The sequence below is a fragment of the Micromonospora violae genome (genome assembly GCF_004217135.1).
Lineage (GTDB): Bacteria > Actinomycetota > Actinomycetes > Mycobacteriales > Micromonosporaceae > Micromonospora > Micromonospora violae.
Genome location: NZ_SHKK01000001.1, coordinates 2295091 through 2317392, shown reverse-complemented (window position 1 = coordinate 2317392; position 22302 = coordinate 2295091). Strand labels below are relative to the sequence as shown.

Sequence of the window (22302 nt, the reverse complement as noted above, 5' to 3'; positions counted from 1 at the left end):
CCAGAGGGAGCGATCGTGAGTGGCGCGGCCCAGGCCTGGCGACAGTTCGGCGACGGCCCACTGTCGCGGATCACCTCGCGCGTCTACATCCTGCTCGTGGTCGAACTGCTCCTGCTGCTCACCACCCTGCCCGGCCTGCTCCCACTGCTGCTGTTGGGCCGCGACCCCAGCAACCTGCCGCTGGTCGCGCTCTTCCTGGTGCCGGTCGGCCCGGCCATCGCCGCAGCCCTGTACACCCTGCGCCACCAACGAACCGACCTGACCGACCTGCGCCCGGCCGCCCTGTTCTGGCGCGGCTACCGGGCGAACGCGCTCGGCGTGCTGCGCATCTGGGTGCCGGCGCTGCTGTGGCTGACCGTGCTCGCACTGAACCTCGTCTACTCCGGCGCGGTCGGCCTCGCGGGTTGGTGGGCGGTGCCGTTGGTGCTGATCGCGGGGGCGGTGACCCTCGGCGCGGCCAACGCCCTGGTGATCATCGCGCTGTTCGACTTCCGCACCCGGGACGTGCTCCGGCTGGCCGTGCACTTCCTCGTGCGTACCCCCGGTGTCCCGGTCGGTAACGCCCTGCTGCTGGCCGCGGCGGCGGGGATCACCGCGGTCTTCTCCGAGGCGGTGCTGATGCTGCTCGCGTCGGTCGCGGTGCTGGCGTTCCTGCGCGTCAGCGACCCGATGATCCACCTGATCCGGAAGGAGTTCACGGCATGAGCCTGCCCCTCAGCGCCAAGGTGCCCTTCGGGGGCGACTACAACCCGGAACAGTGGCCCGAGGACGTGTGGAAGCAGGACTACCGTCTCTTCGACACCGCACGGATCGACCTGGTCACCCTCGGCGTGTTCGACTGGGCGCTCACCCAGCCCGCCGAGGACACCTACGACTTCGCGTTGCTGGACACGATCGTCGAGCGGGCCGGCGCCGAGGGGCGCGGGATCTGCCTGGCCACCGGCACCGGCGCCCACCCGCCGTGGTTGGCGAAGGCGTACCCCGAGGTGACCCGGACCGACTTCGAAGGCCGCAAGCACCGGTTCGGTCAGCGGCACAACTCCTGCCCCAGCTCACCGGTCTTCCGCCGGCTCGCGACGGAGCTGGCCCGCCGGGTCGCCCGCCGCTACGCCGACACCCCGGCGGTGCTCGCCTGGCACGTCGGCAACGAGTACGGCGGCGCCTGCTACTGCGCGCTGTGCGCGGCCGGCTTCCGGGGTTGGCTGCGCGACCGCTACGGCACCCTCGACGCGCTGAACGAGGCCTGGTACACGACCTTCTGGTCGCACACCTTCACCGACTGGGACGAGATCGAGCCACCGTCGGCGTTGACCGAGCACTGGCGCGGCCCGGACCACAGCGCGTTCGCGGGCATCACTCTGGACTATCGGCGGTTCACCTCCGACGCGATGCTGACCAACTTCCGCGACGAGAAGGCCGCCATCCGGGAATCCAGCCCGACACTGCCGGTGACCACGAACTTCATGGGCATGTACCGGCCGATCGACTACCACCGCTGGGCCCCCCACCTGGACTTCGTCTCCTGGGACAACTACCCGCCGGACGACGAGTCGGCGGCCCGGATGGCGCTGACCCACGACCTGATGCGCGGCCTGAAGGACGGCCAGCCGTTCTGGCTGATGGAACAGACCCCGAGCGTCACCGCGTGCCGCGACGTCAACCCGTTGAAGCGCCCCGGTCTGCTGCGGCTGTGGAGTTGGCAGGCCGTGGCACACGGCGCCGACGCGGTGCTCTTCTTCCAGCTGCGCGCCTCGCGCGGGGCCAGCGAGAAGTACCACGGGGCGGTCATCGGCCACGCCGGTCGCGCCGACACCCGGGTGTTCCAGGAGGTCGCCGAGCTGGGCGCCGAACTGGAGCGCCTCGGCCCGGTGTCGCTGGGCGCGCGAACCCCGGCCCGGGTGGCGCTGCTGTTCGACTGGGACAGCTGGTGGGCGTTGGAGCTGTCCGACGGGCCGTCCCGGCTGGTCGGCTACCAGCAGGTCGTGCTCGCGTACCACCGGGCGCTCTGGGACGCCGGTGTGGACCTGGACGTCGTCGCGGTGACCGCCGATCTGTCCCGCTACGACGTGGTCGTCGCCCCGGCCCTGTACCTGCTCAAGGGTGACCTGCCGCAGCGACTGGAGGCGGTGGCGACGCGCGGGGGATCAGTGCTGACCACCTACCTGTCCGGCCGGGTGGACGAGAACGATCAGGCGTTCCTGATGGACGTGCCGGGCCCGCTCGGGCAGTTGATGGGTGTCCGGGTCGACGAGTGGGACGCGCGCGGCCCGGACGTGGTCAACCCGGTCCGCCTCGGCGACGGCGCGGACCAGGTCGACGTCGATGCGCGGCTGCTGTTCGAACTGGTGATTCCGCAGGGCGCGGAGGTGGTCGGCACCTACCAGGCCGACTTCTACGCGGGCACCCCGGCGGTGACCCGCAATTCCTTCGGTGCGGGTGACGGCTGGTACGTGGCCGCCGGGCTGGACCAGGTCGGGGTGTCCTGGGTGGTGCGGCAGGTGCTCGACCGGCACGACCTGCTCGGGCCCCACCCGGACGTGCCCGACCTGGAATCCGCCGTCCGCGTCGCCGCGGACGGGTCGCGGCTGCGGTTTCTGCTCAACCACCGCGCCGAGCCGGTCGAGGTGACCACCCGGGTCGGCGGCGTCGACCTGCTCACCGGCGACCGCACGGCACCCGGCGCCGCCCTGCGGCTGCCGGTGTTCGGGGTTGTCGTGCTGGAGGAGGACCGGTGAACGCCGAAGAGTCCCTGGAGTTGGAGCAGTTGATGTTCGTCGAGGAGCCGATGGATGGTGACGGGCCGCGCGTCCACCCGGCCTGGCTGCCCCCGGAGGCGTTCCGGTCGCTCGGTGCGCGTCGGATCCTCCTGCACGGCGAGGGGCGGCTCGTCGGCACCGTCCTCAACGAGGTGTCGCGGGCCTGCGCGCGCTACGGAGGGCGGATGTGGCATTCCCCCTCCTGGGACGTCGACGTCGACGTGGTGTTCGCCCTACGCGATGCCGACGAGCTGCCCAACCCGTCGGTGGAGGCGGCGCGTGCCGCCGCAGAGGCAGCGCTGGTCGAGTGGGGTGACGGTGGGGCGCTCGGCGACGAGGGTTTCGTGTTGGCGCGGGCCGGTGACGTGACCGCGGTGCTGGCCGACGCGCCCGCCGGCCTGCTGTACGGGCTCTTCCACGTGGTGCGGCTCTGCGCGGCGGCCTTCGACCCGACCCGCCCGCCGGAGCGGCACCGGCCGGCGCTGCGCCGACGAATGCTGAACCACTGGGACAACGTGGCCGTGCACCCGGTGATGGGCCAGGTCGAACGGGGGTACGCGGGCGGCTCGATCTTCTGGCGGGACGGCCGTCCGCGCGGCGACCTGGCCCGGGTGCGGGAGTACGGGCGGTTGCTGGCCGCGTGCGGGGTCAACGCGATCTCGGTGAACAACGTCAACGTGTCGCGGACGGAGGCGTTGCTGCTCACCGACCGGCTCGGCGACGTTGCCGAGATCGCGGACGCGCTGCGCCCGTACGGCATTCGGGTGCACCTGTCGGTCAGCTTCGCCGCCCCCGTGCTCCTGGGTGGCCTGCCGACCGCCGACCCGCTGGACGAGAGCGTGCGGGTCTGGTGGGCCGCGGTCACCTGGCGGGTGTACGACCGCATCCCGGATTTCGGCGGTTTTGTGGTGAAGGCCGACTCGGAGGGGCAACCCGGCCCGTTCGCCTACGGCCACGACCACGCCGACGGGGCGAACGTCCTGGCCGCGGCGCTCGCCCCGTACGGGGGAGTGGTGCACTGGCGGGCGTTCGTCTACAACCACCACCAGGACTGGCGGGACCGGTCCACCGACCGGGCGCGGGCCGCGTACGACCACTTCGCCCCGCTGGACGGGCGGTTCCGCACCAACGTGGTCGTCCAGGTGAAGTTCGGCCCGGTGGACTTCCAGCCGCGCGAGCCGGTCTCACCGGTGCTCGCCGCAATGCCGGCGACCCGGCTGGCGGTGGAGTTGCAGGTCACGCAGGAGTACACGGGTCAACAGCGGCATGTCTGCCACCTCGGCCCGTGCTGGAGTGAGGTGCTGCGCTTCGCCCCCTGGGGGCCGGGCGGGCGGACGATCGCCGACGTGGTCACGGGAGAGGCGGCGGCGGGCGGCGGGATGGTCGCCGTCGCCAACGTCGGCGACGACCTCTTCTGGACCGGGCATCCGTTGGCGCAGGCCAACCTGTACACGTTCGGCCGGCTGGCCTGGGACCCTCGGCAGGACCCGACGGCGATCCTCGACGAGTGGATCACGCTGACCTTTCCGCCGTCGGCGACCGCCGACGCGGAGCTGGTGCGGCGGACCCTGCACGAGATCATGGACGATTCGTGGCGTACCTACGAGCGCTACACCGCCCCGCTGGGCGTCGGTTTCATGGTCAACCCCGGCAACCACTATGGCCCCGGCGTCGACGGGTACGAGTACACGCGCTGGGGCACCTACCACTTCGCCGACCGCGACGGCGTCGGCGTGGACCGCAGCCGCGCCTCGGGGACCGGCTTTGCCGGCCAGTACCCGCCGTACTGGGCGCAGGTGTACGAGTCACCCGAGACCTGCCCCGACGAGTTGCTGCTCTTCTTCCACCACGTGCCGTACGGGCATGTGCTGCACAGCGGCTCGACAGTCATCCAGCACATCTACGACACCCACTTCGCTGGGGTCGAGGAGGTGACGGCGATGCGACGGCGGTGGCAGACGTTGAACGGCATGATCGACCCGAGCGTGTACGAACGGGTCGCCGAACGCCTGGAGGAGCAGGTGCGCTGCGCCACCGAGTGGCGCGACCAGATCAACACGTACTTCTTCCGCAAGTCCGGGGTGCCGGACGAGCGCGGGCGGACCATCTACTGAGCGGTCCGCTGGTTCCGAAAACGTCCCGATAATTTCTCGCCGGCTATCGCCGCTGACGATGCCGGTCGATACCCATTGCCGCGCAGGTGACGCCGGATCCGTTGCGGCGAAAGGTTTCCGGAAGTCTTGACAATCGAGCAGACTCGATCGAAGCTGACATGGTCACGCGAGCCGCGGTCAAGGTCGGGCGAAGGGCAGTCCTCGACTTAAGTCCCCTTCCACGCGCCTTTTTCGCTAGGGATCGCGACGATGACACTGAAGACACGGACGCTTGGCGTCCTCCTGGCGGCCGTGACGGTGGCCGCCGCCGCGTTGACGTTCGCCGCACCCGCGTCGGCGGCGACGCTCACGCAGGTGACCAACTTCGGCACCAACCCCACCAACCTGCAGATGCACCTGTACGTCCCGGACCGGGTGGCGACCCGACCGGCGGTCCTGCTGGCGATGCACTACTGCACCGGGACCGGCCCCGCGTTCTACTCGGGCACCCAGTACGCGTCCCTCGCCGACCGGTACGGGTTCATCGTGATCTACCCGTCGGCGACCCGCAGCAGCAAGTGCTGGGACGTCTACTCGCCCCAGGCGTTACGCCGTGGCGGCGGCAGCGACCCGGTCGGGCTCATGTCCATGGTCGACTACGTGAAGCAGCGGTACTCCGCCGACCCGGCGCGGATCTTCGCCACCGGCACCTCGTCCGGGGCCATGATGACGAACGTCATGCTGGGTGACTACCCGGACGTCTTCGCGGCGGGCGCGTCGTTCGCCGGGGTGCCGTTCGCCTGTTTCGCCACCGGTGGCACCTCCGAGTGGAACAGTCAGTGTGCGAACGGGCAACTCATCCGGACCGCGCAGCAGTGGGGCGACCTGGTCCGGGAGGCGTACCCCGGCTACAGCGGCCAACGGCCCCGGATGCAGATCTGGCACGGCACCAACGACGAGACGCTGCGCTACCCGAACTTCGGTGAGCAGGTCAAGCAGTGGACCAACGTGCACGGGTTGAGCCAGACCCCGACGTACACCGACTCCCCGCAGTCCGGCTACACCCGCACCCGCTACGGCAGCAGCGGTCCGATGGCGCCGGTCGAGGCGATCAGCATGCAGGGCGTCACGCACAACGTGCCGGTCGACGCCGCGCAGGTGATCCGCTTCTTCGGGCTGGACGGCACCACGCCCCCGACGACCCCGCCGCCGACCACCCCGCCGCCGACCACCCCGCCCCCGACCACGCCGCCCCCGACGGATCCACCGCCGACGACTCCGCCGCCGGGCGGGGGCGCCTGTCGGGTCGGCTACACCGTCAACGCCTGGAACAACGGTCTCACCGCCAGCGTGACCATCACCAACACCTCGGCCACCGCCGTGAACGGCTGGGCGCTGACCTTCACGCTGCCCACCGGGCAACGCATCACCAACGGCTGGAACGCCCAGTACGCCCCGACGAGCGGCGCGGTGACCGCCAGCAACGTCTCCTACAACGGCACCATCGCCCCGAACGCGTCGGTCGCGATCGGCTTCCAGGCCACGCATGAGGGCGGCACCGGCACACCGCCGTCGTTCGCCCTCAACGGCGCCGCCTGTTCGGTGTCCTGATGTCCCTTCCCACCCCACCACCTCAAAGGAGAGTCGCACGATGAGAAACACGAGATGGAAGGCGGCATCGAGAGCCGCGATCGCGGTGACCGGCGCGGGCGCCCTCGTCGCCGGTATGGCGTTGTTCCTGACGGCGCCGGCCGCCGCCGGGACGACGCTCGGCGCGTCGGCCGCCGAGAAGGGTCGGTACTTCGGTACGGCGGTGGCCGGATTCAAGCTCTCCGACAACACGTACACCACGATCTTGAACCGTGAGTTCAACATGGTGACGGCCGAGAACGAAATGAAGATGAACGCCACCGAGCCGCAGCAGGGCCGGTTCAGCTTCTCGGCGGCGGACCAGATCGTCAACCACGCGCGCAGCCGTGGGATGAGCGTGCGGGGTCACACGCTGGCGTGGCACTCGCAGCAGCCCGGCTGGATGGAGAGCATGAGCGGCAGCGCGCTGCGGCAGGCGATGCTCAACCACGTGACCCAGGTGGCCACCTACTACCGGGGCAAGATCCACTCGTGGGATGTGGTGAACGAGGCGTTCGCGGACGGTAGTTCGGGTGCCCGTCGGGACTCGAACCTCCAGCGCACCGGCAACGACTGGATCGAAGCGGCGTTCCGGGCCGCCGACGCGGCGGACCCGAACGCGAAGCTCTGCTACAACGACTACAACACCGACAACTGGACGCACGCGAAGACCCAGGCCGTCTACAACATGGTGCGGGACTTCAAGTCCCGTGGCGTGCCGATCGACTGCGTGGGCTTCCAGTCGCACTTCAACAACGACTCGCCGTACGTGAGCAACTACCGCACCACGCTGTCGAGCTTCGCCGCACTCGGTGTGGACGTCCAGATCACCGAGTTGGACATCGAGGGCGCGTCGGCGAACACCTACCGCAGCGTCGTCGAGGACTGCCTGGCCGTGGCGCGGTGCAACGGCATCACCGTCTGGGGCATTCGGGACAGCGACTCCTGGCGGTCCTACCAGAACCCGCTGCTGTTCGACGGCAACGGTCAGAAGAAGGCGGCGTACAACGCGGTCCTCACCGCGTTGAACAACGGCACCACGCCGACCGACCCGCCCACCGACCCGCCGACGGACCCGCCGACCGACCCGCCCACGAACCCGCCGGGCACGGGTGGCTGCACGGCGACGGTGTCGGTGAACCAGTGGACGGGTGGCTTCGTGGCGAACGTCCGGGTGACGGCCGGCTCGTCGGCCCTCAACGGCTGGACGGTGACGATCGCGCTGCCGTCCGGCGCGACGGTCACCAACGCGTGGAGTGCCGACCGCAGCGGTAACACCGGCACGACGAACTGGCGCAACGTGTCCTACAACGGCCAGGTCGGCGCCGGACAGTCCACCGAGTTCGGTTTCCAGGCCAACGGCACCGCCGGCAGCCTGAGCCCCACCTGCGCGGCAGGCTGACAGCCACGCCGGTGCGGAGGGAGCGCACAGCCCTCCGCACCGGCCCCGGCCCGGATCGCGCCGGTACGGAGGTCAGCTCCGGCAGATCCTCGTGTTCGGCTGGAGGTCCAGCTTGCTGAACAGGACGTCGGATCCGCCGATGCCGGCCTTGGCCCCGATCGGCGCGACGTTGACCAGATCCAGGAACGCGTTGATCACCTTCACCAGGCCGGCGGGGATGGAGTAGCCGACGCCGTAGTCCAGGTACAGACCGAGCTGGGTGCTGCGGCACACCGTGATCGGTGACCCCAGGGCCGAGCCGACGGTCAGCCCGACCGACGTGGTGACCGTGGCGTACAGGCCGGCGGTGAATCCGAGCGCACCCAGCCCGGCCCGGAAAGCCGCCTGATAGTGCACGATGATTCCATTCACGCCGACCGACGGCCCGGTGATCGAGTCGGTGATGCTGTTGCGGAGGGTGAGGCTCCAGGGCTCCGTGGCACCGAACGCGCCGTTGGCGTAGCCGAACCCGAGGGAGCCACCCAGGGACCACTCGCCGGCCGCCTTGATGTTGCCGTCCTTGGCGCTGAACGCCGTCTGCACCCCGATGAGCTGGCTGGCGGTGACGGCGAACGGCACCCCGAGGATCTGATCCACGGGCACGCTGAAGTCCAGCGGGATCGGGATGCGCTTGTTGATGTTGTGGCCCCGGTCGGTGGCTCCGGCGATCTCGATTCGCAGCCCGGCCACTCCGCTGATCTCCAGCTCCGCCCGCTGGACCGTGGCACCGCGGATTTCCAGGTGGAACCGGGCCGTCGGCTTCTTCATCAGCAACGTCGCCGTGCCGGAGATGCGGATCCCGCCGCCGTCGTAGGTGAAGTGCGCGCCCACTCCGCGTGCGCAGCAGATCGGGGTGACCGCGAACCCGGCGCCCCCGGCACCCCCGCCACCTCCGGCACCCCCGGCCTCGGCGTCGTACTCGGCCCAGAAGGGGGTGCCCCCGTCGTACCGGGTCGGGCTCTCCAGGGAGACCGGGCCGTCACTGGCGAAGGTTCCGTCCCGGATCACCTGGGTGATGTCCACCGGCCCGAGGGTCACCGCCAGGTCGTCGCCGTCGGAGCGGACGTCGAGGACCCGCCCGACCGCCCGCCCGGTCAGGAACATGACCTTTCCCCGGGCGAGTTTGTCGGCGCCACTGGCACCGGGATCGATTCGCCAGGTCAGCGCGTCCTCGGAGAGCCCGCGCACCGACCCGCCCCCGCCGCCCACGAACACCACGTCCGGTTGGTAGGTCACCTCCGGGTCGGACGCGGGCGCCACCCCGTACCGCTGGTCCCCGCCGTCGGCCGGCGGGCGGGGCGGCTTCGGGTCGGCGGCACCCGACGAGCAGCCGGTGAGGAGCAACAGGGTCACGGTGAGCAGCGCGGCCACCGCCGGGTGACGCCTCCGGCCGCGTGCCGCCACGTCGCCTCCCTCGCCGTTCAGAGACGGCCGGCGGCGGTGCGGGCCGCGGTTTCCAGAGCCTTGCGGTACGTCGCCGGGTCGTCGGTGCGGACCAACCGGACGCAGGCCCACACGCCACCCTTGCTGACGAAGACCGTGCCGTCCTCGGCGTACGCCTCATCACCCGCCCCGCTGATCGGGGTCAGCTTGTGCCCGAGTTCCCGGTCGATGTCGAGAAACTTCTTCGCGCCGTCGCCGACGTACACCTCGACCTGCGCGGTCGGCCCGGTCACCGGCCCGGTGTAGGTGCAGCTGTCCCGATTCTCCGGCTTCTCCAGCGGGTCCTGCAGCGGGGTGCCGGCCAGCTTCTCGGCTTCGTCCTTGGTCACCAGGGTGCAGGCGTCGACCTTCACCGCGGCCGGGGGAGCCTCCGTCGACGGCGTCGGCTCCGGCTCGCCGGCGGGTGTCGCCGCCACGCTCGGCCCCGCGCCGGCCGCCGGGGCGCCGCCGTCATCATCCTTACCGCCGATCAGGCCGCAGCCGCCGAGCGCGGTGAGCGTCGACACGGCGGCCACGGTGGCCAGGAACTGGACACGTCGCCGTTGGACGGTTCCGAGGTGCGTCATCGTGGCTCCATTTCGTCCGTGGGGTCGACCGGTCGAGGGGTTTCGCATCACAGGGGAAGGGCGTCGAGCACCTTGCGCAGCGTCGGCTCGTACCCCCCGGCGCTGGCACCGATCGCCTCGAAGCTGCTGAGCGTCACGGTGTAGCTGCCCTTGTCGCCGATGACGACGGCCTCGCCCGCGATGTCCTTGACCGCCAGGTACGCCTTGCGACCCTTGTCGACGTCCTTCACCTCGCGGTAGGTCTGCGTGGCCTGCTCGCGCTGGTAGTCGTAAGTGCTCTCACCGGCGAGCGGGGAGGCGGTGGTGATGGTGAGCGAGGCGACGCCGTTGCCGTCGCCGAACAGGCAGTTGCCCTGGTCCTGCATCGGTTGACCGACGAGGTCGGAGACCTTGTCGGCGGTGAACGGGCACGCGGGCCGGGAGACATTCGGCAGGTCACCGCCAGCGTCAGTGTCCGCGTCGGCGTCCGCGTCGACCCCGACCCCGGCGGCGGGGGCACTGCCGCCGGTGTCGTCCGGGCCGCAGGCGACGAGCGGGAACAGCAGCAGCGAGCACCACAGGGGTGCGATCAGTCGGCGCACAGTCATGCTTCCTTCACCTGTCGTGGAACATCCGAAATGGTGGGGCTGGCCTGCGGCGGATGGATCCACCGGGCCGGGATCAGCCGGTCGACCCGCCATGCGCTGATGGCGGCGGCCTCGGCCACCACCTCCGCGTTGGGACCTTCGACCAGCGCGATCACGACATCGTCGGTGGGCAACCGGATGGTGGCGACCAGCCGGCAGCCCAGGGTGGTGATCAGCGGTGCCGCCGTGCCCGCGTCGGCGGAGCAGTAGTACTGCTCCAGGACGAACAGGTGGTTGGCCATGACCTGACGCTAGGACGCTTCGGGCGGCGAGGAATCGGGCGTTTCCCTATGTTTGCGCGTCTGCCCTGGTCATCGCCGCACCCAGCTCCGCGCGGGTGGAGATGCCGAGCTTGCGGTAAACCCGAGCGAGGTTGGCCTCGACGGTCTTCGGGCTGACGAACAGCTCGTCGGCGATGGCCCGGTTGGTCCGGCCGCGCGCCGCCAGCCGCGCCACTCGATCCTCGGTGGGGGTGAGATGCCCCTGTGTCGGTGCCCGGCCGCCGACGCGAGCCAGCTCGGCCCGGGCGCGCTCGGCGAACACCGCCGCGCCGATCGCGGTGAACTCCGCCACCGCCGCCTCCAGCGCCTGCCGGGCCGGCAACTTGCGGCGGGACCGCCGGTGCACCATCCCCGCCACGAACAGGCAGCGCGCGCGGTCCAGCGGCAGCACATCCGGCGGTACGGCGTCCCGCGCCGTCGTCAACGCGTCGAGCGCCGGCCCGGGGTCCCGGCCGGTGGCGCTGTCCAGCAGCACCCGAGCCCGAGCGGTGCCCAGGATCGTCCAGGGTCGGGGCAGCCGGCGGTGTCGGTCGTACAGGCGCTCCAGCACGGCCCCCGCCCGGTCGAGGTCGCCGGCCCCGATGCACGCCTCGATCCAGTCCGGTTCGAAGCGCATCGACAGGGGCTCCACCAGACCCCTCGCGTCGATCGTCGCGGCCAGCGCCGTGTACGCGGCGGCGGCCTCCGCCATCCGACCGGCCGACAGGGCCACGAACCCGGCCAACTGCTGGTGGATGCGTCGGCACCAGTCGTCGTCCAGATCCTCGGCGAGCCGCAGGCCGGACTCGGCCACCCGGGTCGCCTCGGACAGCCGGCCCCGATGGGCATCGAGCAGGGCGGCCAGCCAGGTCTCGGCGACCAGGCCACTGCCGAGTTGGTCACCGAGATCCCGGGCGGCGGCGATGTGCTGTGCGGCGTCGTCCCACCGCCCGGCCAGCAACTCGGCCTCGCCCAGGTGCGTGAGCAACTCGTGTTGCAGGGGCTCGTCTCCGCGGGCCTCCGCCCGAGCGAGCATCTGGTGCAGCCGAATACGGGCCCGCTCCGCGTCGTCCATCGACTTCCACCAGATCGCGGGCACCGTGCTCGCCAGCCACGACGGTTTGTCGCTCTCCAGGGTGAGAGCCCGCTCCAACAGGTCGGTACGCGGTGCCCGGCCGAGGCGTACCTCCTGAAAGAAGAGCAAAACCAGCGCGGCCGCGAGCAGGTCGTGTTCGTCGTCGCGGCCGTCCAACAGCGCGGCGGCGGCCTCGGCGTGCGCCCGCGCCGACTCGGTGTGATCGTCGAAGACGGCCAGGTGGGCGTGGACGCGGCCGGCCAGGGCCGAGCCGGGCCGGACCGCCGCCAGCGCGCGGGTGCCGAAATCCACAGCCGCCTGGCCGGCCTCGCCGCTGGACCACGCGACGATGGCGCGCAGCAGCAACGACTCGGCCCGTAGGTCGCCGGTGAAATCGGCCGCGACCGCCTCGGCCGCCTGCCGGGCCGCCGGGAGGTCACCGCTGTCGAGTCGGCAGCGCGCCGCCGCCAGCCGCCGCCGGCCCAGCCGTACCTGGTCCTCGACCGGGGTGAGCTGGCTGGCGCGCTCGTGTAGATCTGCGGCGAGGTCGGGCGCGCCCCGGCTGTGCCACCGGTCGGCCGCGGCGGCGAGGGTCTCCGCGACCAGCGGGTCGGGTGCGGTCGTGCAGAGCGCCAGGTGCCGGGCTTGTTCGTCCGGGTCGGCCACCAGATCGGCCAGTCGGCGGTGCAGGCGGCGGCGGACCCCCGGCGGGATGCCGGCCCGTACGGCGGCGGCGTGCACCGGGTGGGTGAACCGCACGCCCGTCGGTGTCACGACGATCAGCCCGGCCTCCTCGGGCGCGTCCAGCGCGGCGGCGGGCACCCCGGCCGCGGACAGGTCGACCAGCGTGGGCACGGTCAGCAGCGCGGCCAGTCGTACCGCGTCGCGGCTGGCCGGCGGCAGCCCGGCGACAACGTCCGCGAGCAGGTGGTGCATGGACGCGGCCACCGGCAGGTCGTCGCCGGGCGAGGGGTGGCGCGGCAGACGCTGCATGGCGCGAACCACTTCGATGGTGAGCAGCGGATTGCCCCCGGCCTCCCGGACCACCCGCACCAGCATCGGTCGGGTGAGCGTGACGCCGAGCTGATCGCGTAGGACGTGGTGCAGTGCGCCGACGTCGAGTGGCGGCAGCTCCACCCGGTCGAGTCGGCTGCCGTGGCGGGCCTCGTCGAGCCCGAGTGGCACGTCCTCGGGGTCGCCCTGACCGCGTCGGCGACTCACCAGCACGCTCAGGCCCGCCACCCGGCGCAGCGCGTACCGCAACGCGCGCTCGCTCGGCCGGTCCAACCACGGAGCGTCGTCCACGGCAACCAGCGTCCTCGGGTGCGGGCCCGTCGCGGCGGCTTCCAGCAGTGAACGGGTCGCCGCCCCGACCACCCGAACGTCGACGGCCTCCCGGACGTCACCGGAGAGGAGCACGACCTCGGCCGCGGCCCGCTGCGGCTCGGGCAGCGCGGCGACCCGGTCGGCGAGCGGGCGCAGCAGGTCGGCCAGGGCGGCGTAGGGAAGCTCCGCCTCGGCCTCGGTGGGCGCGCAGCTGAGCACCAGCCAACCCGCCTGTGTGGCGTGCGCGACCAGCGCCCGCCAGAGTTCGGATTTGCCGATGCCGGCCGGCCCCTCCACCAGCACCGGCGCGGATCGGCCCAGTTGCTGCCAGGCCCGGTCGAACACCTCGTCCCGCCCGACGATGGCGCGTCGCATGGGGGAATTCTGGCATTGGAGACGGTCGCCGGGGCATCCCGCCAATGGGTGATCGGGGATGGCCCGCCGGCCTGGCTACACCCGCGACGACCTGTTCCGGGTGGCGTCGATCCTGCGCGCGAAACAGGCCGGCCTGTCGCTGCCGGACATCCGGGCGTTCCTCGCCGCGGGCGACCCAGCCGTCCGCAAGGACGTGCTGCGCCGCAACCACGGCGCGTTGCGGGCCAGGATGGCCGCGCTGCAGTCGGCGCTCGACCTGCTGGAGGCCGGGCTGAACTGCTCACACGAAGACGTCTCGACCTGCCCGAACTACCGCACCCGGTTGGCGGAGCTGGTGGAGGTCGGGGGCAGTGGCTAGCCGTCGAGGCGGGTGATGTTGCGGATCTTGTTGGACGCGTCCAGGGCGGCCACCTTGTACGCCTCCGCCAGCGTCGGATAGTTGAACACCGCGTCGACCAGATAGTCGATCGTGCCGCCGCAGCCGATCACGGCCTGCCCGATGTGGACGATCTCGGTGGCGGCGGTGCCGAACACGTGCACCCCGAGCAGCCGGCCGTCGTCGGGGGAGACGAGCAGCTTCAACATGCCGTACGAGTCGCCCACGATCTGGCCCCGGGCCAGCTCGCGGTAGCGGGCGATGCCCACCTCGAACGGCGTTGAGCTCTCGGTGAGCTGCGCCTCGGTCTGCCCGACGAAGCTGATCTCCGGAATCGTGTAGATGCCGATCGGTTGCAGGCCGTGCATCTCCCGGATCGGTTCGCCGCAGGCGTGTTGCGCGGCCAACCGGCCCTGCTCCATCGAGGTGGACGCGAGCGCGGGAAAGCCGATCACGTCGCCGACGGCGTAGATGTTCTCCACCGAGGTGCGGTAGTTGGCGTCCACCGCGATCCGGCCCCGTCGGTCCGCCTCCAGCCCGGCCGCCTCCAGCGCCAGGTCGTCGGTCTGGCCCTGCCGTCCGGCCGAGTACATCACCGTGTCCGCGACGATCTTCTTGCCACTCTTGAGGATGCACAGCGCCGCCGTCCGGTGCTTCTCCACGGCGGCGACCTCCTCACCGAAGCGGAACGCCACGGACAGGTCGCGCAGGTGGTACTTGAGTGACTCGACGACCTCGTCGTCGCAGAACTCCAGCATCCGGTCGCGGCGTTCCACCACCGTCACCTTCGTGCCGAGCGCGGCGAACATCGAGGCGTACTCCATGCCGATCACGCCGGCGCCGACCACCACCATGCTGCGGGGTACGGCCTGGAGGTTGATGACGCCGTCGGAGTCCACGATCGTCCGGTCGTCGAAGTCGACGCTGTCCGGGCGCGCGGGACGGGTGCCCGCGGCGATGACGATCTTGTCGAAGGTCACCTTGGACTCGCGGCCGGAGCCACCGTCGACCCAGATCGAGTGCGGGTCGGCGAAGCGGCCGGTGCCGGTGATCATCGAGACCCGGTTGCGGGCAAGTTGGTTGCGGATGACGTCGGTCTGTCGGGTGATGACGTGCTGGGTCCGGGCGGCCAGGTCGCTGACCGTGATCTCCTCCTTGACCCGGTAGCTGCTGCCGTACAGGTCCCGCTGGCTCAGGCCGGTGAGGTAGAGCACGGCCTCCCGCAGGGTCTTGGAGGGAACGGTGCCGGTGTTGATGCACACCCCACCGATCATGTCGCGACGGTCCACGATGCCCACCCGCCGGCCAAGCTTGGCGGCGGCGATCGCGGCCTTCTGACCACTGGGTCCGGAGCCCAGCACCACCAGGTCGTAGTCATACACGATCGTTAGCGTCGCAAGATGTCGCGGCGCGCGCCAGCCTTCGTAGGTGAGTGTTACTCGTCTGCCACCACGCAGCTGGGCGGTGGCCGCAGCATGGTCCCGTCAGCCGACGAGGCGGCGCTCCCAGGCCCAGGCGGCGATCTCGACCCGGTTGCGGGCCTTGAGCTTCATCTGCACGCTCGCCAGGTGGGTCTTGACCGTGCCCACGGCGATGAAGAGTTGGGTGGCGATCTCGGCGTTGGTCAGCCCTCGGGCGACGAGCTTCACGACGTCGAGTTCGCGTGGAGACAGGCCGCTGTCATCGCGCGCCGGTGCGGGTGAGCTGAGGTGCTCCAACAGCCGTACCGTGATCGACGGGCTGATCAGCGCGTCACCGGACACGGCCGCGCGGACCGCCTCCACCAGCAGGGCCGGTCCGGAGTCCTTCAGCAGAAAGCCGCACGCGCCGTTGGCGAGCGCGGTGTGCACGTACTCGTCGAGGTCGAAGGTGGTCACGACGACCACCCGGATCGGGTCGGCGACGCCCGGCCCGGCGAGCAGCCGCAGGGCCTCAAGGCCGTCGAGGCGGGGCATCCGGATGTCCAGCAGCACCACGTCCGGGCGCAGCCGTCGGGCCAACTCGACGGCCTGCACCCCGTCGGCGGCCTCGCCGACCACCGCCATGTCCGACTGGGCCCCGATGATCATGCCGAAGCCGGTCCGGACCATGGCCTGGTCGTCGGCGATCAGCACCCGGATCATCGGGCCACCCGCAGCGGGAACGCCGCGTCGAGTACCCAGCCACCGGCGACGCCGGGCCCGGCGGTGATCGTGCCGCCGAGGGCGCGTACCCGCTCGGTGAGGCCGATCAGGCCGAAGCCGTGCCCCCGGGCCGGCGCGGTGCGCGGCGACGCGCCGTCGTCGGCGACCCGGATCAGCAACCAGTCCGGGGTACGCCGCACGGCCACGTCGACGGTGCGCGCGTCCGGCGCGTGCTGCCGCGTGTTGGTCAGCCCCTCCATCACCACCCGGTACGCCGACGTCGAGACCTCCACCGGTAGCCCGAACAGGTCACCGTCGACGTGCAGTCGGGCCGGCGCGTTCGCCGTGCCGTTGAACCCGCTCAGCAGCGGCGCCAGTTCGGTCACCCCGGCCAGCGGTGCCAGCGGCGCGTCCGGTGGGGCATCCGGGTTGCGGAGGATCCCGACCATCCGTCGCATCGAGGCCATCGTCTCCGCGCCGGCCCGCTCGATCTGCTCCAGGGCGGTGATCACCCGCTGCGGGTCCTGCTCGGCGACGAACCGGGCACCCTGTGCCTGCACCACGATGCCGGTGACGTGGTGGGCGATGAAGTCGTGCAGGTCCCGGGCGAACTCCGCGCGCTGCTCGGCGCGCACCAGGGCGATGGCCCGGTCCCGGCCGGCGGCCATGACCCGCAGGTAGAGGCCCACCGCGGCGGCTCCCGCCGCGGCGAGCACCTGGAGCAGACCGAAGATCACCAGGAGGCTCTCGGCACCGGAACGCAGCGGCAACGTGGCGACGGCGAGCCCGGCGGCCACCGCCGCCGCCGGGGCGAGCCGGGGCGCACCCCAGCGCGCCACCACGAAGACCACCCCGATCAACCCGGCCGACTCGGCGAGCCCCCAACTGCCGCCGCCGAGCACGTAGCGGCCGCCAGGGAGGACCAGGATCGCCGCGGTCACGGCCAGTGACGTCGAGGCGAGCGCCAACGCGGCCAGCGGCAGCCGACGGGAGCCCAGCCGGTGCACCGGCAGCCAGAGCGGCACCGTCGCCACCGCGAGCCCCACCCGTACCAGCAGGATCACGAGATCGGCCATGCTCTGGGGCCGGCTGAACCGCAGGTCGAAGAGGGCGAGCAGGCCGATGGCCACCAGCCCGGCGGCCTGGGCCAGGCGGACCCACCACTGTCGAAGATCCGGCGTGCTCATGGTGACCCAGCGTAGCCAGTCGGACGGAGGTGGCGGATCGGCCAAAAGGCAGACCCGGCACCGGGGATACCCCACTGGGGGTCGATGCGCCATCCGCCGGCGTGGGCGAGGCTTTCCCCGTCACCACGCAGCCACTGGAGGAACGATGACAACCCACGCCCCACCGGAGACCAGCCACGCCGCGGTCGCCGCGGTCGACCTGGTGAAGGTGTACGGCAGCGGTGACACCGCCGTCCGTGCCCTGGACGGGGTCTCGGTCGCCTTCGGCCGGGCCGAGTTCACCGCGATCATGGGCTCGTCCGGGTCCGGCAAGTCGACCCTGATGCACTGCCTCGCCGGCCTCGACACCGCCACCTCCGGCCGCGTCCTGCTCGGTGGCACGGAGCTGACCGGCCAGTCGGACCGGACGCTGACCCGGGTACGCCGGGAGCGGATCGGGTTCGTCTTCCAGTCCTTCAACCTGCTGCCGCAGCTCACCGCCGCGCAGAACATCACCCTGCCGCTGGACCTCGCCGGTCGACAGCCCGACCCGCAACTCCTCGCTCACCTGGTCCGGGTGCTGGGCCTGCACGACCGCCTGAACCACCGGCCCAGCGAACTGTCCGGCGGCCAGCAGCAGCGAGTCGCGCTCGCCCGGGCACTGGTGGCACGGCCCGAGGTGGTCTTCGCCGACGAGCCGACCGGCAACCTCGACTCCCGCTCCGGCGCGGAGGTGCTCACCATCCTGCGCGACTCGGTACGCGACCTCGGCCAGACCGTCGTCATGGTCACCCACGACCCGATCGCCGCCGCGTACGCCGACCGGGTGGTGCTGCTCGCCGACGGGCGACTGGCCGGCGAGATCGACAAGCCGAACCAGGTGTCGGTCACCGACGCGCTGCGTGAGCTGGCGGTCCACGGATGAGGGCGACCGTGCTGCGTACCCAGACCAGCGCCGTGGCCCGGCGGCCCGGCCGGCTGATCCTGACCGGCCTGGCGATCCTGGTCGCGTCGTTCGTCGTCTTCGGCACCGTGCTGGTGCAGCAGATCACCGAACGGACCGTGCGGGACAACCTCAGCGGCACCCCGGCCGTCACCGACCTGGTGATCGGCAACGTGGACGTCCCGCCACCCACCGTGGCGGACGTGCGGCAGATCCGTGCGGTGCCCGGTGTGGCCGAGGCGGTGGCCCGGGTCGCGACCGGGGTCTCCCTCGGTGAGGGGTACCTCAACCTCCAGTCCGATCCGGGCACCGGCCCGCTGAGCACGGTCCGAGTGATCGAGGGCAGTTACCCGGAGCAGCCCGGCGAGATCGCGATCACGCCGCGCACCGCCGAACGGCTCGGGCTCTCGGTGGGCACCACCACCAGCGGTACGGCCGGCGAACTCACCGCGCCCGCCCCACTCACGGTCACCGCAGTGGTGGCCACCGCCGCCGACGCCGGCTACGACGCGTACGCCCCGGAGAGCGCCGTGATCGACTGGGCGCGCCTGACGGCCGTGGAGCGCGTGGACGTGCGGGTGGCCCCGGGCACCACGGCGGACGTCGTCCGGCAACGGGTGAGCGCGGCGGTCGCCGGTCAACCGATCCGCACCGGCGCCGAGGTGCGTGAGGCCGAGGCCAACGCCGCGGCCGAGCAGGTCGGGAGGCTCTTCGTCCTGGTCGCCATGTTCGTCTCCATCGCGGTCGCCGCGGCGGCGCTGGTGGTCACCTCGACCTTCCGGATCGTCTTCGCCCAACGGATGCGGCAGCTCGCGCTGCTGCGGGCGGTCGGCGCGAGCCGGGGCACCCTGGTGGGTGCCCTGACCGCCGAGGGGGCCCTGACCGGCCTGGTCGCCGGGGTCGTCGGTGTCGCCAGCGCCCTGACCCTCGGGTACGCGTTGCCGGCGATCCTGCGCGCCACCGGCCGCGCGGTCTCCTCGCCGGGTCTGCCACTGACGGCGGCGGTCCTGGTGGTGATCGGCGCGGTCGTGATCACCGTGTTGGCCGTGCTGGCACCGGCGCTCTCCGCCGCCCGGGTCTCCCCGTTGGAGGCGCTGCGCACGTCGAGCACCACCTCCGGCCGGCGCGGCATCGGCGTGCCGCGTCTGGTCTTCGGGCTGCTGCTGGCCGTCGGCGCGACCCTGGCGGCGGCCGCGACGATCAGCCAGCTGCCGAAGCCGGACCAGCAGAGCTACGACCCGACGCTGCCGCTGCTCCTGCTGATCGGGTCCGGCACGTTGGCGTTCTTCGCGCTGGTGGCGCTCGGCCCGCTGCTGGTGCGCCCGGTGCTGGCCGTGGTGGGTTGGCCGCTGCGCCAGCTCGGCCCGCTCGGGAAGATGTCGGTCGGTGGGATCGGCGGGGCGCCGCGTCGGGCCGCCGCGGTTTCCGTCGTGGTCGCACTGGGGGTGACCCTGATCTCCGGGGTGGTCATCGGCGGCGCGTCGTTGCAGATCCTCGCCGACCGTGAGATGGCGCTCTCGGCCCCGAGCGACTTCGAGGTCACCAGCAACGGCGGGACACTGCCGCCGGCGGTGGTGGCCCGGGCCGAGGCGGCCCAGGGCGCGCTGGCCCGGGTGGTGCCGTACCGGAAGATCAACGAGGCCACGCTGCTGCGCGGCGCCGACAAGCTCGGCGACGTCGGATCCGGTTATCCGACCAGCGACCTGGACCTGGCGGCGTTGCCGACCACAGATGACCTGGACGTGGCCCAGGGCACGCTGGCCGATCGTGGACCCGGCCGGATCGTGCTCAACAGCTGGGTCGCGCGGGACACGGGGCTGCGGGTCGGCGACACCGTGGCGCTCGCTGTCGCCACGAGCACCGTCGAGGTGCGGGTGGTCGCGGTCCTGCCCGGTGACGGCCCGCTGCACGCGGGCATCCTCGCCGATCCGGCCGACCTGGACCGGCTCGACGTGTCGGCCGCGTACACCGGTCTGCTCGCCGACGCGGCCGGGGCCGGCGAGGACGGCCGTACCGCTGGCGTGCGGGCGTTGCGGCAGGCGATCGCGGGCAGCGACGGGGTGGGCCTCGCGGTGCTCGCCGACGAGCGGGACCGCAACGACGCGCTGGTCGGCACGCTGGTCTGGATCGCGGTCGGTCTGGTCAGCCTGACCGTGCTGATCGCGGTGGTCGGCGTGGGCTCCACGACCGCGCTCTCGGTGGTGGAGCGGGTCCGCGAGTCCGGGTTGCTCCGGGCGATCGGGCTGTCCCGGGCCGGCCTGCGCACCATGCTGACCGTCGAATCCGGCCTGTACGGGGTGATCGGCGCGACCATCGGCCTGGTGCTCGGCGTTCCGTACGCCTGGTTGGCGGTCCAGACCCTCGGGATCGAGGCGCCGCTGACCGCGCCGCTGCTGCCGCTGGCCGGGCTCTTCGTGGCGCTGGTCGTGCTGACCGCGCTGGCCGGGGTGCTGCCGGCCCGTCGGGCCTCGAAGGTCAGCCCGGTGGTGGCCCTGGGGGTCGATAGCTGAGCCCGGCCGTGGGTGGCGCCACGCAGGTCGGCGCCACCCACGGTGGCCGGGTCAGGTGGGGTTGTTGGCGTGGGTCAGCGTCTCCCAGGCGACGAAGAGGTTGTTGGTGCCGGCCGGACGTTGTTGCAGCGTGAGGGTCTGCGTGTTGGTCATGACGTGGCCCAACCGGTTGCTCATCGCGTTGAAGCCGACCTCGGTGATCGGGCCGAGGCCCCGGGTGAGGCTGCCGCCGCAGAGCCAGGAGGGCGGCGCCTCGCCGAGCTGGTAGCGCGAGTGCAGGCCGAGCGCGTGTCGCAGCCGCTCGCCGACCTGGGGGTAGAGGTCCCGCCCCTGGATCCGGGAGGTCTCCGCGATGTGCGAGATGGCGGAGATCCCGTACCCGGTGTGGACGAAGTCGCGGCAGGTCTCCTGGGCGAGGCCGGCGACGAAGGTGGACTGGCCGTGCCAGTAGCCGATGATCTCCGCGCTGGCGTCCAGGCCACTGCCGGGCATCGTGTACGGCAGCGCGCCATCGCTGGGCAGGTAGACGAAGGCCCGGGCACGGTTGAGGAAGCGGGTGACCGCCGCGTCGTACGCCGCCCGGTCCTCCAGGAAGACCGCGATGCCGACGGCCGCCTCCATCATGGTGAGTTCCCAGTTGCCGTTGCTGTTCGAGCCGTTGCGCACCACCGGCAGGTAGACGTTGCGCAGCATGGTGGCGAAGCGGTTGGCGTTGGGCCAGCTGGTGTACGTGTACTTGATGATCTCGGCAGCGCGGGGCCAGACCGAGGCCGCCCAGCCGGTCTGCAGCGGAGCGTTGCTGCCGGTGTGCGCGGTGATCGTGGCCGACCAGGCGTCCATGATCTGGATCGACTTCTGCGCGTAGCGGGCATCACCGGTGAGGTACCAGGCGAGCGCGTCGGTGTACGCGGCGATCGCGTCCTCACGCTCGTCGGTGCATCCGTTGTTGGGGTTGGAGTAGGAGCCGCACTCGACCACCGAACGGGGAGCCGGGGTACGCGACAGGGACGCGTACCGGCTGCTCATCATCTGGTTGTGGGCCGCCGCCCACGGCTGCGCGCCGGCCTGCACCCGGCCCCGGATGAAGTCGAGCTGACCTCGGCTGACCAGCACGCCGGGGTGGGTGAAGCCACCCGAGGGCGGCGGTGTGGTGCCGCCGGTGGGCAGCGCCCAGGTCTGGTTGGCGGTGCCGGTGCAGCTCCAGATCTGCAACGGGGTGCCGTCGGCCGAGCTGGGGCCGGTCGCGTCGAGGCACTTTCCCGAGGTCGGATTGACGAGTTGCCCGGCACTGGGCGACCACTGTTGCGCCCCGGTGCCGTTGCAGTCGTAGATCTGCACCCGGGTGCCGTTGGTGGTGCCGGCGGCGGCCACGTCGACGCACTTGCCGCCGTACCCGGTGATGGCGCCTGTCGCGGCGGCGATCGCGGGCGTCGCGCCGACGACCAGGCCGGTCGGTACGGCGAGCAGGGCCACGGCGAGCGCGGAGGTCAGTCTGCTGCGGGGGTGGCGGGGAGTGAGCCCGGCCGATCGTCGCGCCATGTGGGGGTCCTTCCGGGCGGGGAAGATAACTGTAAAGTCTATTAATCGTTACAGG

17 protein-coding genes are annotated in these 22302 nt (G+C 71.7%); 8 read left to right on the top strand and 9 right to left on the bottom strand.

Features of this window, described 5'->3' with window-relative positions:
* Positions 1-15 precede the first annotated feature (15 nt).
* From EV382_RS10575 to EV382_RS10555, 5 genes are all read left to right on the top strand, one after another.
* On the top strand, positions 16-705 hold the full coding sequence (locus EV382_RS10575; RefSeq protein ID WP_130401387.1) for a DUF624 domain-containing protein: 690 nt from the start codon (positions 16-18) through the stop codon (positions 703-705).
* Positions 702-2735 carry a beta-galactosidase gene (locus EV382_RS10570; protein ID WP_130401386.1) on the top strand — a complete coding sequence of 678 codons (2034 nt, stop codon included), beginning with the start codon at positions 702-704 and terminating at the stop codon, positions 2733-2735. Before EV382_RS10575 ends, EV382_RS10570 begins: the two co-directional genes overlap by 4 nt.
* Positions 2732-4870, top strand: coding sequence for an alpha-glucuronidase (locus EV382_RS10565; RefSeq protein ID WP_244236621.1), 2139 nt, complete (start codon positions 2732-2734; stop codon positions 4868-4870). Before EV382_RS10570 ends, EV382_RS10565 begins: the two co-directional genes overlap by 4 nt.
* 249 nt (positions 4871-5119) lie before the next feature.
* Positions 5120-6460, top strand: coding sequence for an extracellular catalytic domain type 1 short-chain-length polyhydroxyalkanoate depolymerase (locus EV382_RS10560; protein WP_130401385.1), 1341 nt, complete (start codon positions 5120-5122; stop codon positions 6458-6460).
* A gap of 40 nt (positions 6461-6500) precedes the next feature.
* Positions 6501-7880, top strand: coding sequence for a glycoside hydrolase family 10 protein (locus tag EV382_RS10555; protein WP_130401384.1), 1380 nt, complete (start codon positions 6501-6503; stop codon positions 7878-7880).
* Positions 7881-7952: 72 nt separating this feature from the next.
* Here the strand turns inward: EV382_RS10555 and EV382_RS10550 are convergent, their stop codons facing one another.
* The 5 genes from EV382_RS10550 to EV382_RS10530 are packed head-to-tail and all read right to left on the bottom strand — an operon-like array spanning position 7953 to position 13590.
* Positions 7953-9323 (bottom strand): hypothetical protein, encoded by a 1371-nt coding sequence (locus tag EV382_RS10550; RefSeq protein WP_130401383.1) that lies wholly within the window; start codon positions 9321-9323, stop codon positions 7953-7955.
* A gap of 17 nt (positions 9324-9340) precedes the next feature.
* Complete coding sequence (locus tag EV382_RS10545; protein ID WP_165435756.1) at positions 9341-9928, bottom strand: DUF3558 family protein; 588 nt, start codon at positions 9926-9928, stop codon at positions 9341-9343.
* A gap of 47 nt (positions 9929-9975) precedes the next feature.
* The gene (locus EV382_RS10540; protein ID WP_130401381.1) at positions 9976-10515 is read right to left on the bottom strand and encodes a P-loop NTPase family protein; all 540 of its coding nucleotides are present in this window, start codon (positions 10513-10515) and stop codon (positions 9976-9978) included.
* Positions 10512-10796, bottom strand: coding sequence for a hypothetical protein (locus EV382_RS10535; protein ID WP_130401380.1), 285 nt, complete (start codon positions 10794-10796; stop codon positions 10512-10514). The genes EV382_RS10540 and EV382_RS10535 overlap by 4 nt, the downstream gene beginning before the upstream one ends.
* A 46-nt stretch (positions 10797-10842) precedes the next feature.
* Positions 10843-13590 (bottom strand): AAA family ATPase, encoded by a 2748-nt coding sequence (locus EV382_RS10530; RefSeq protein WP_130401379.1) that lies wholly within the window; start codon positions 13588-13590, stop codon positions 10843-10845.
* A gap of 58 nt (positions 13591-13648) precedes the next feature.
* On the opposite strand from EV382_RS10530, the gene EV382_RS10525 reads away from it, so the two are divergent.
* Entirely contained in the window at positions 13649-13948 is a 300-nt protein-coding gene (locus EV382_RS10525; RefSeq protein ID WP_130401378.1) for a helix-turn-helix domain-containing protein, read from the top strand.
* Here EV382_RS10525 and sthA read toward each other — a convergent pair.
* The 3 genes from sthA to EV382_RS10510 form a co-directional block, all read right to left on the bottom strand.
* On the bottom strand, positions 13945-15348 hold the full coding sequence (gene sthA, locus EV382_RS10520; protein WP_130401377.1) for a Si-specific NAD(P)(+) transhydrogenase: 1404 nt from the start codon (positions 15346-15348) through the stop codon (positions 13945-13947). The two genes, EV382_RS10525 and sthA, sit on opposite strands and share 4 nt — an antisense overlap.
* 102 nt (positions 15349-15450) lie before the next feature.
* Positions 15451-16089: a response regulator gene (locus EV382_RS10515; RefSeq protein WP_130401376.1), complete on the bottom strand. Its 639-nt coding sequence runs from the start codon at positions 16087-16089 to the stop codon at positions 15451-15453.
* Positions 16086-17276 (bottom strand): sensor histidine kinase, encoded by a 1191-nt coding sequence (locus EV382_RS10510; RefSeq protein WP_130401375.1) that lies wholly within the window; start codon positions 17274-17276, stop codon positions 16086-16088. The genes EV382_RS10515 and EV382_RS10510 overlap by 4 nt, the downstream gene beginning before the upstream one ends.
* Positions 17277-17421: 145 nt before the next feature.
* Here EV382_RS10510 and EV382_RS10505 point away from each other — a divergent pair, with 145 nt between their 5' ends.
* Together EV382_RS10505 and EV382_RS10500 are read left to right on the top strand one after the other, a co-directional pair.
* Entirely contained in the window at positions 17422-18180 is a 759-nt protein-coding gene (locus tag EV382_RS10505) for an ABC transporter ATP-binding protein (RefSeq protein ID WP_130401374.1), read from the top strand.
* Positions 18177-20708 (top strand): FtsX-like permease family protein, encoded by a 2532-nt coding sequence (locus tag EV382_RS10500; protein WP_130401373.1) that lies wholly within the window; start codon positions 18177-18179, stop codon positions 20706-20708. The genes EV382_RS10505 and EV382_RS10500 overlap by 4 nt, the downstream gene beginning before the upstream one ends.
* A 51-nt stretch (positions 20709-20759) precedes the next feature.
* Here EV382_RS10500 and EV382_RS10495 read toward each other — a convergent pair whose 3' ends face one another.
* Positions 20760-22247, bottom strand: a complete 1488-nt coding sequence (locus tag EV382_RS10495) for an RICIN domain-containing protein (RefSeq protein WP_130401372.1) — start codon at positions 22245-22247, stop codon at positions 20760-20762.
* Positions 22248-22302 lie beyond the last annotated feature (55 nt).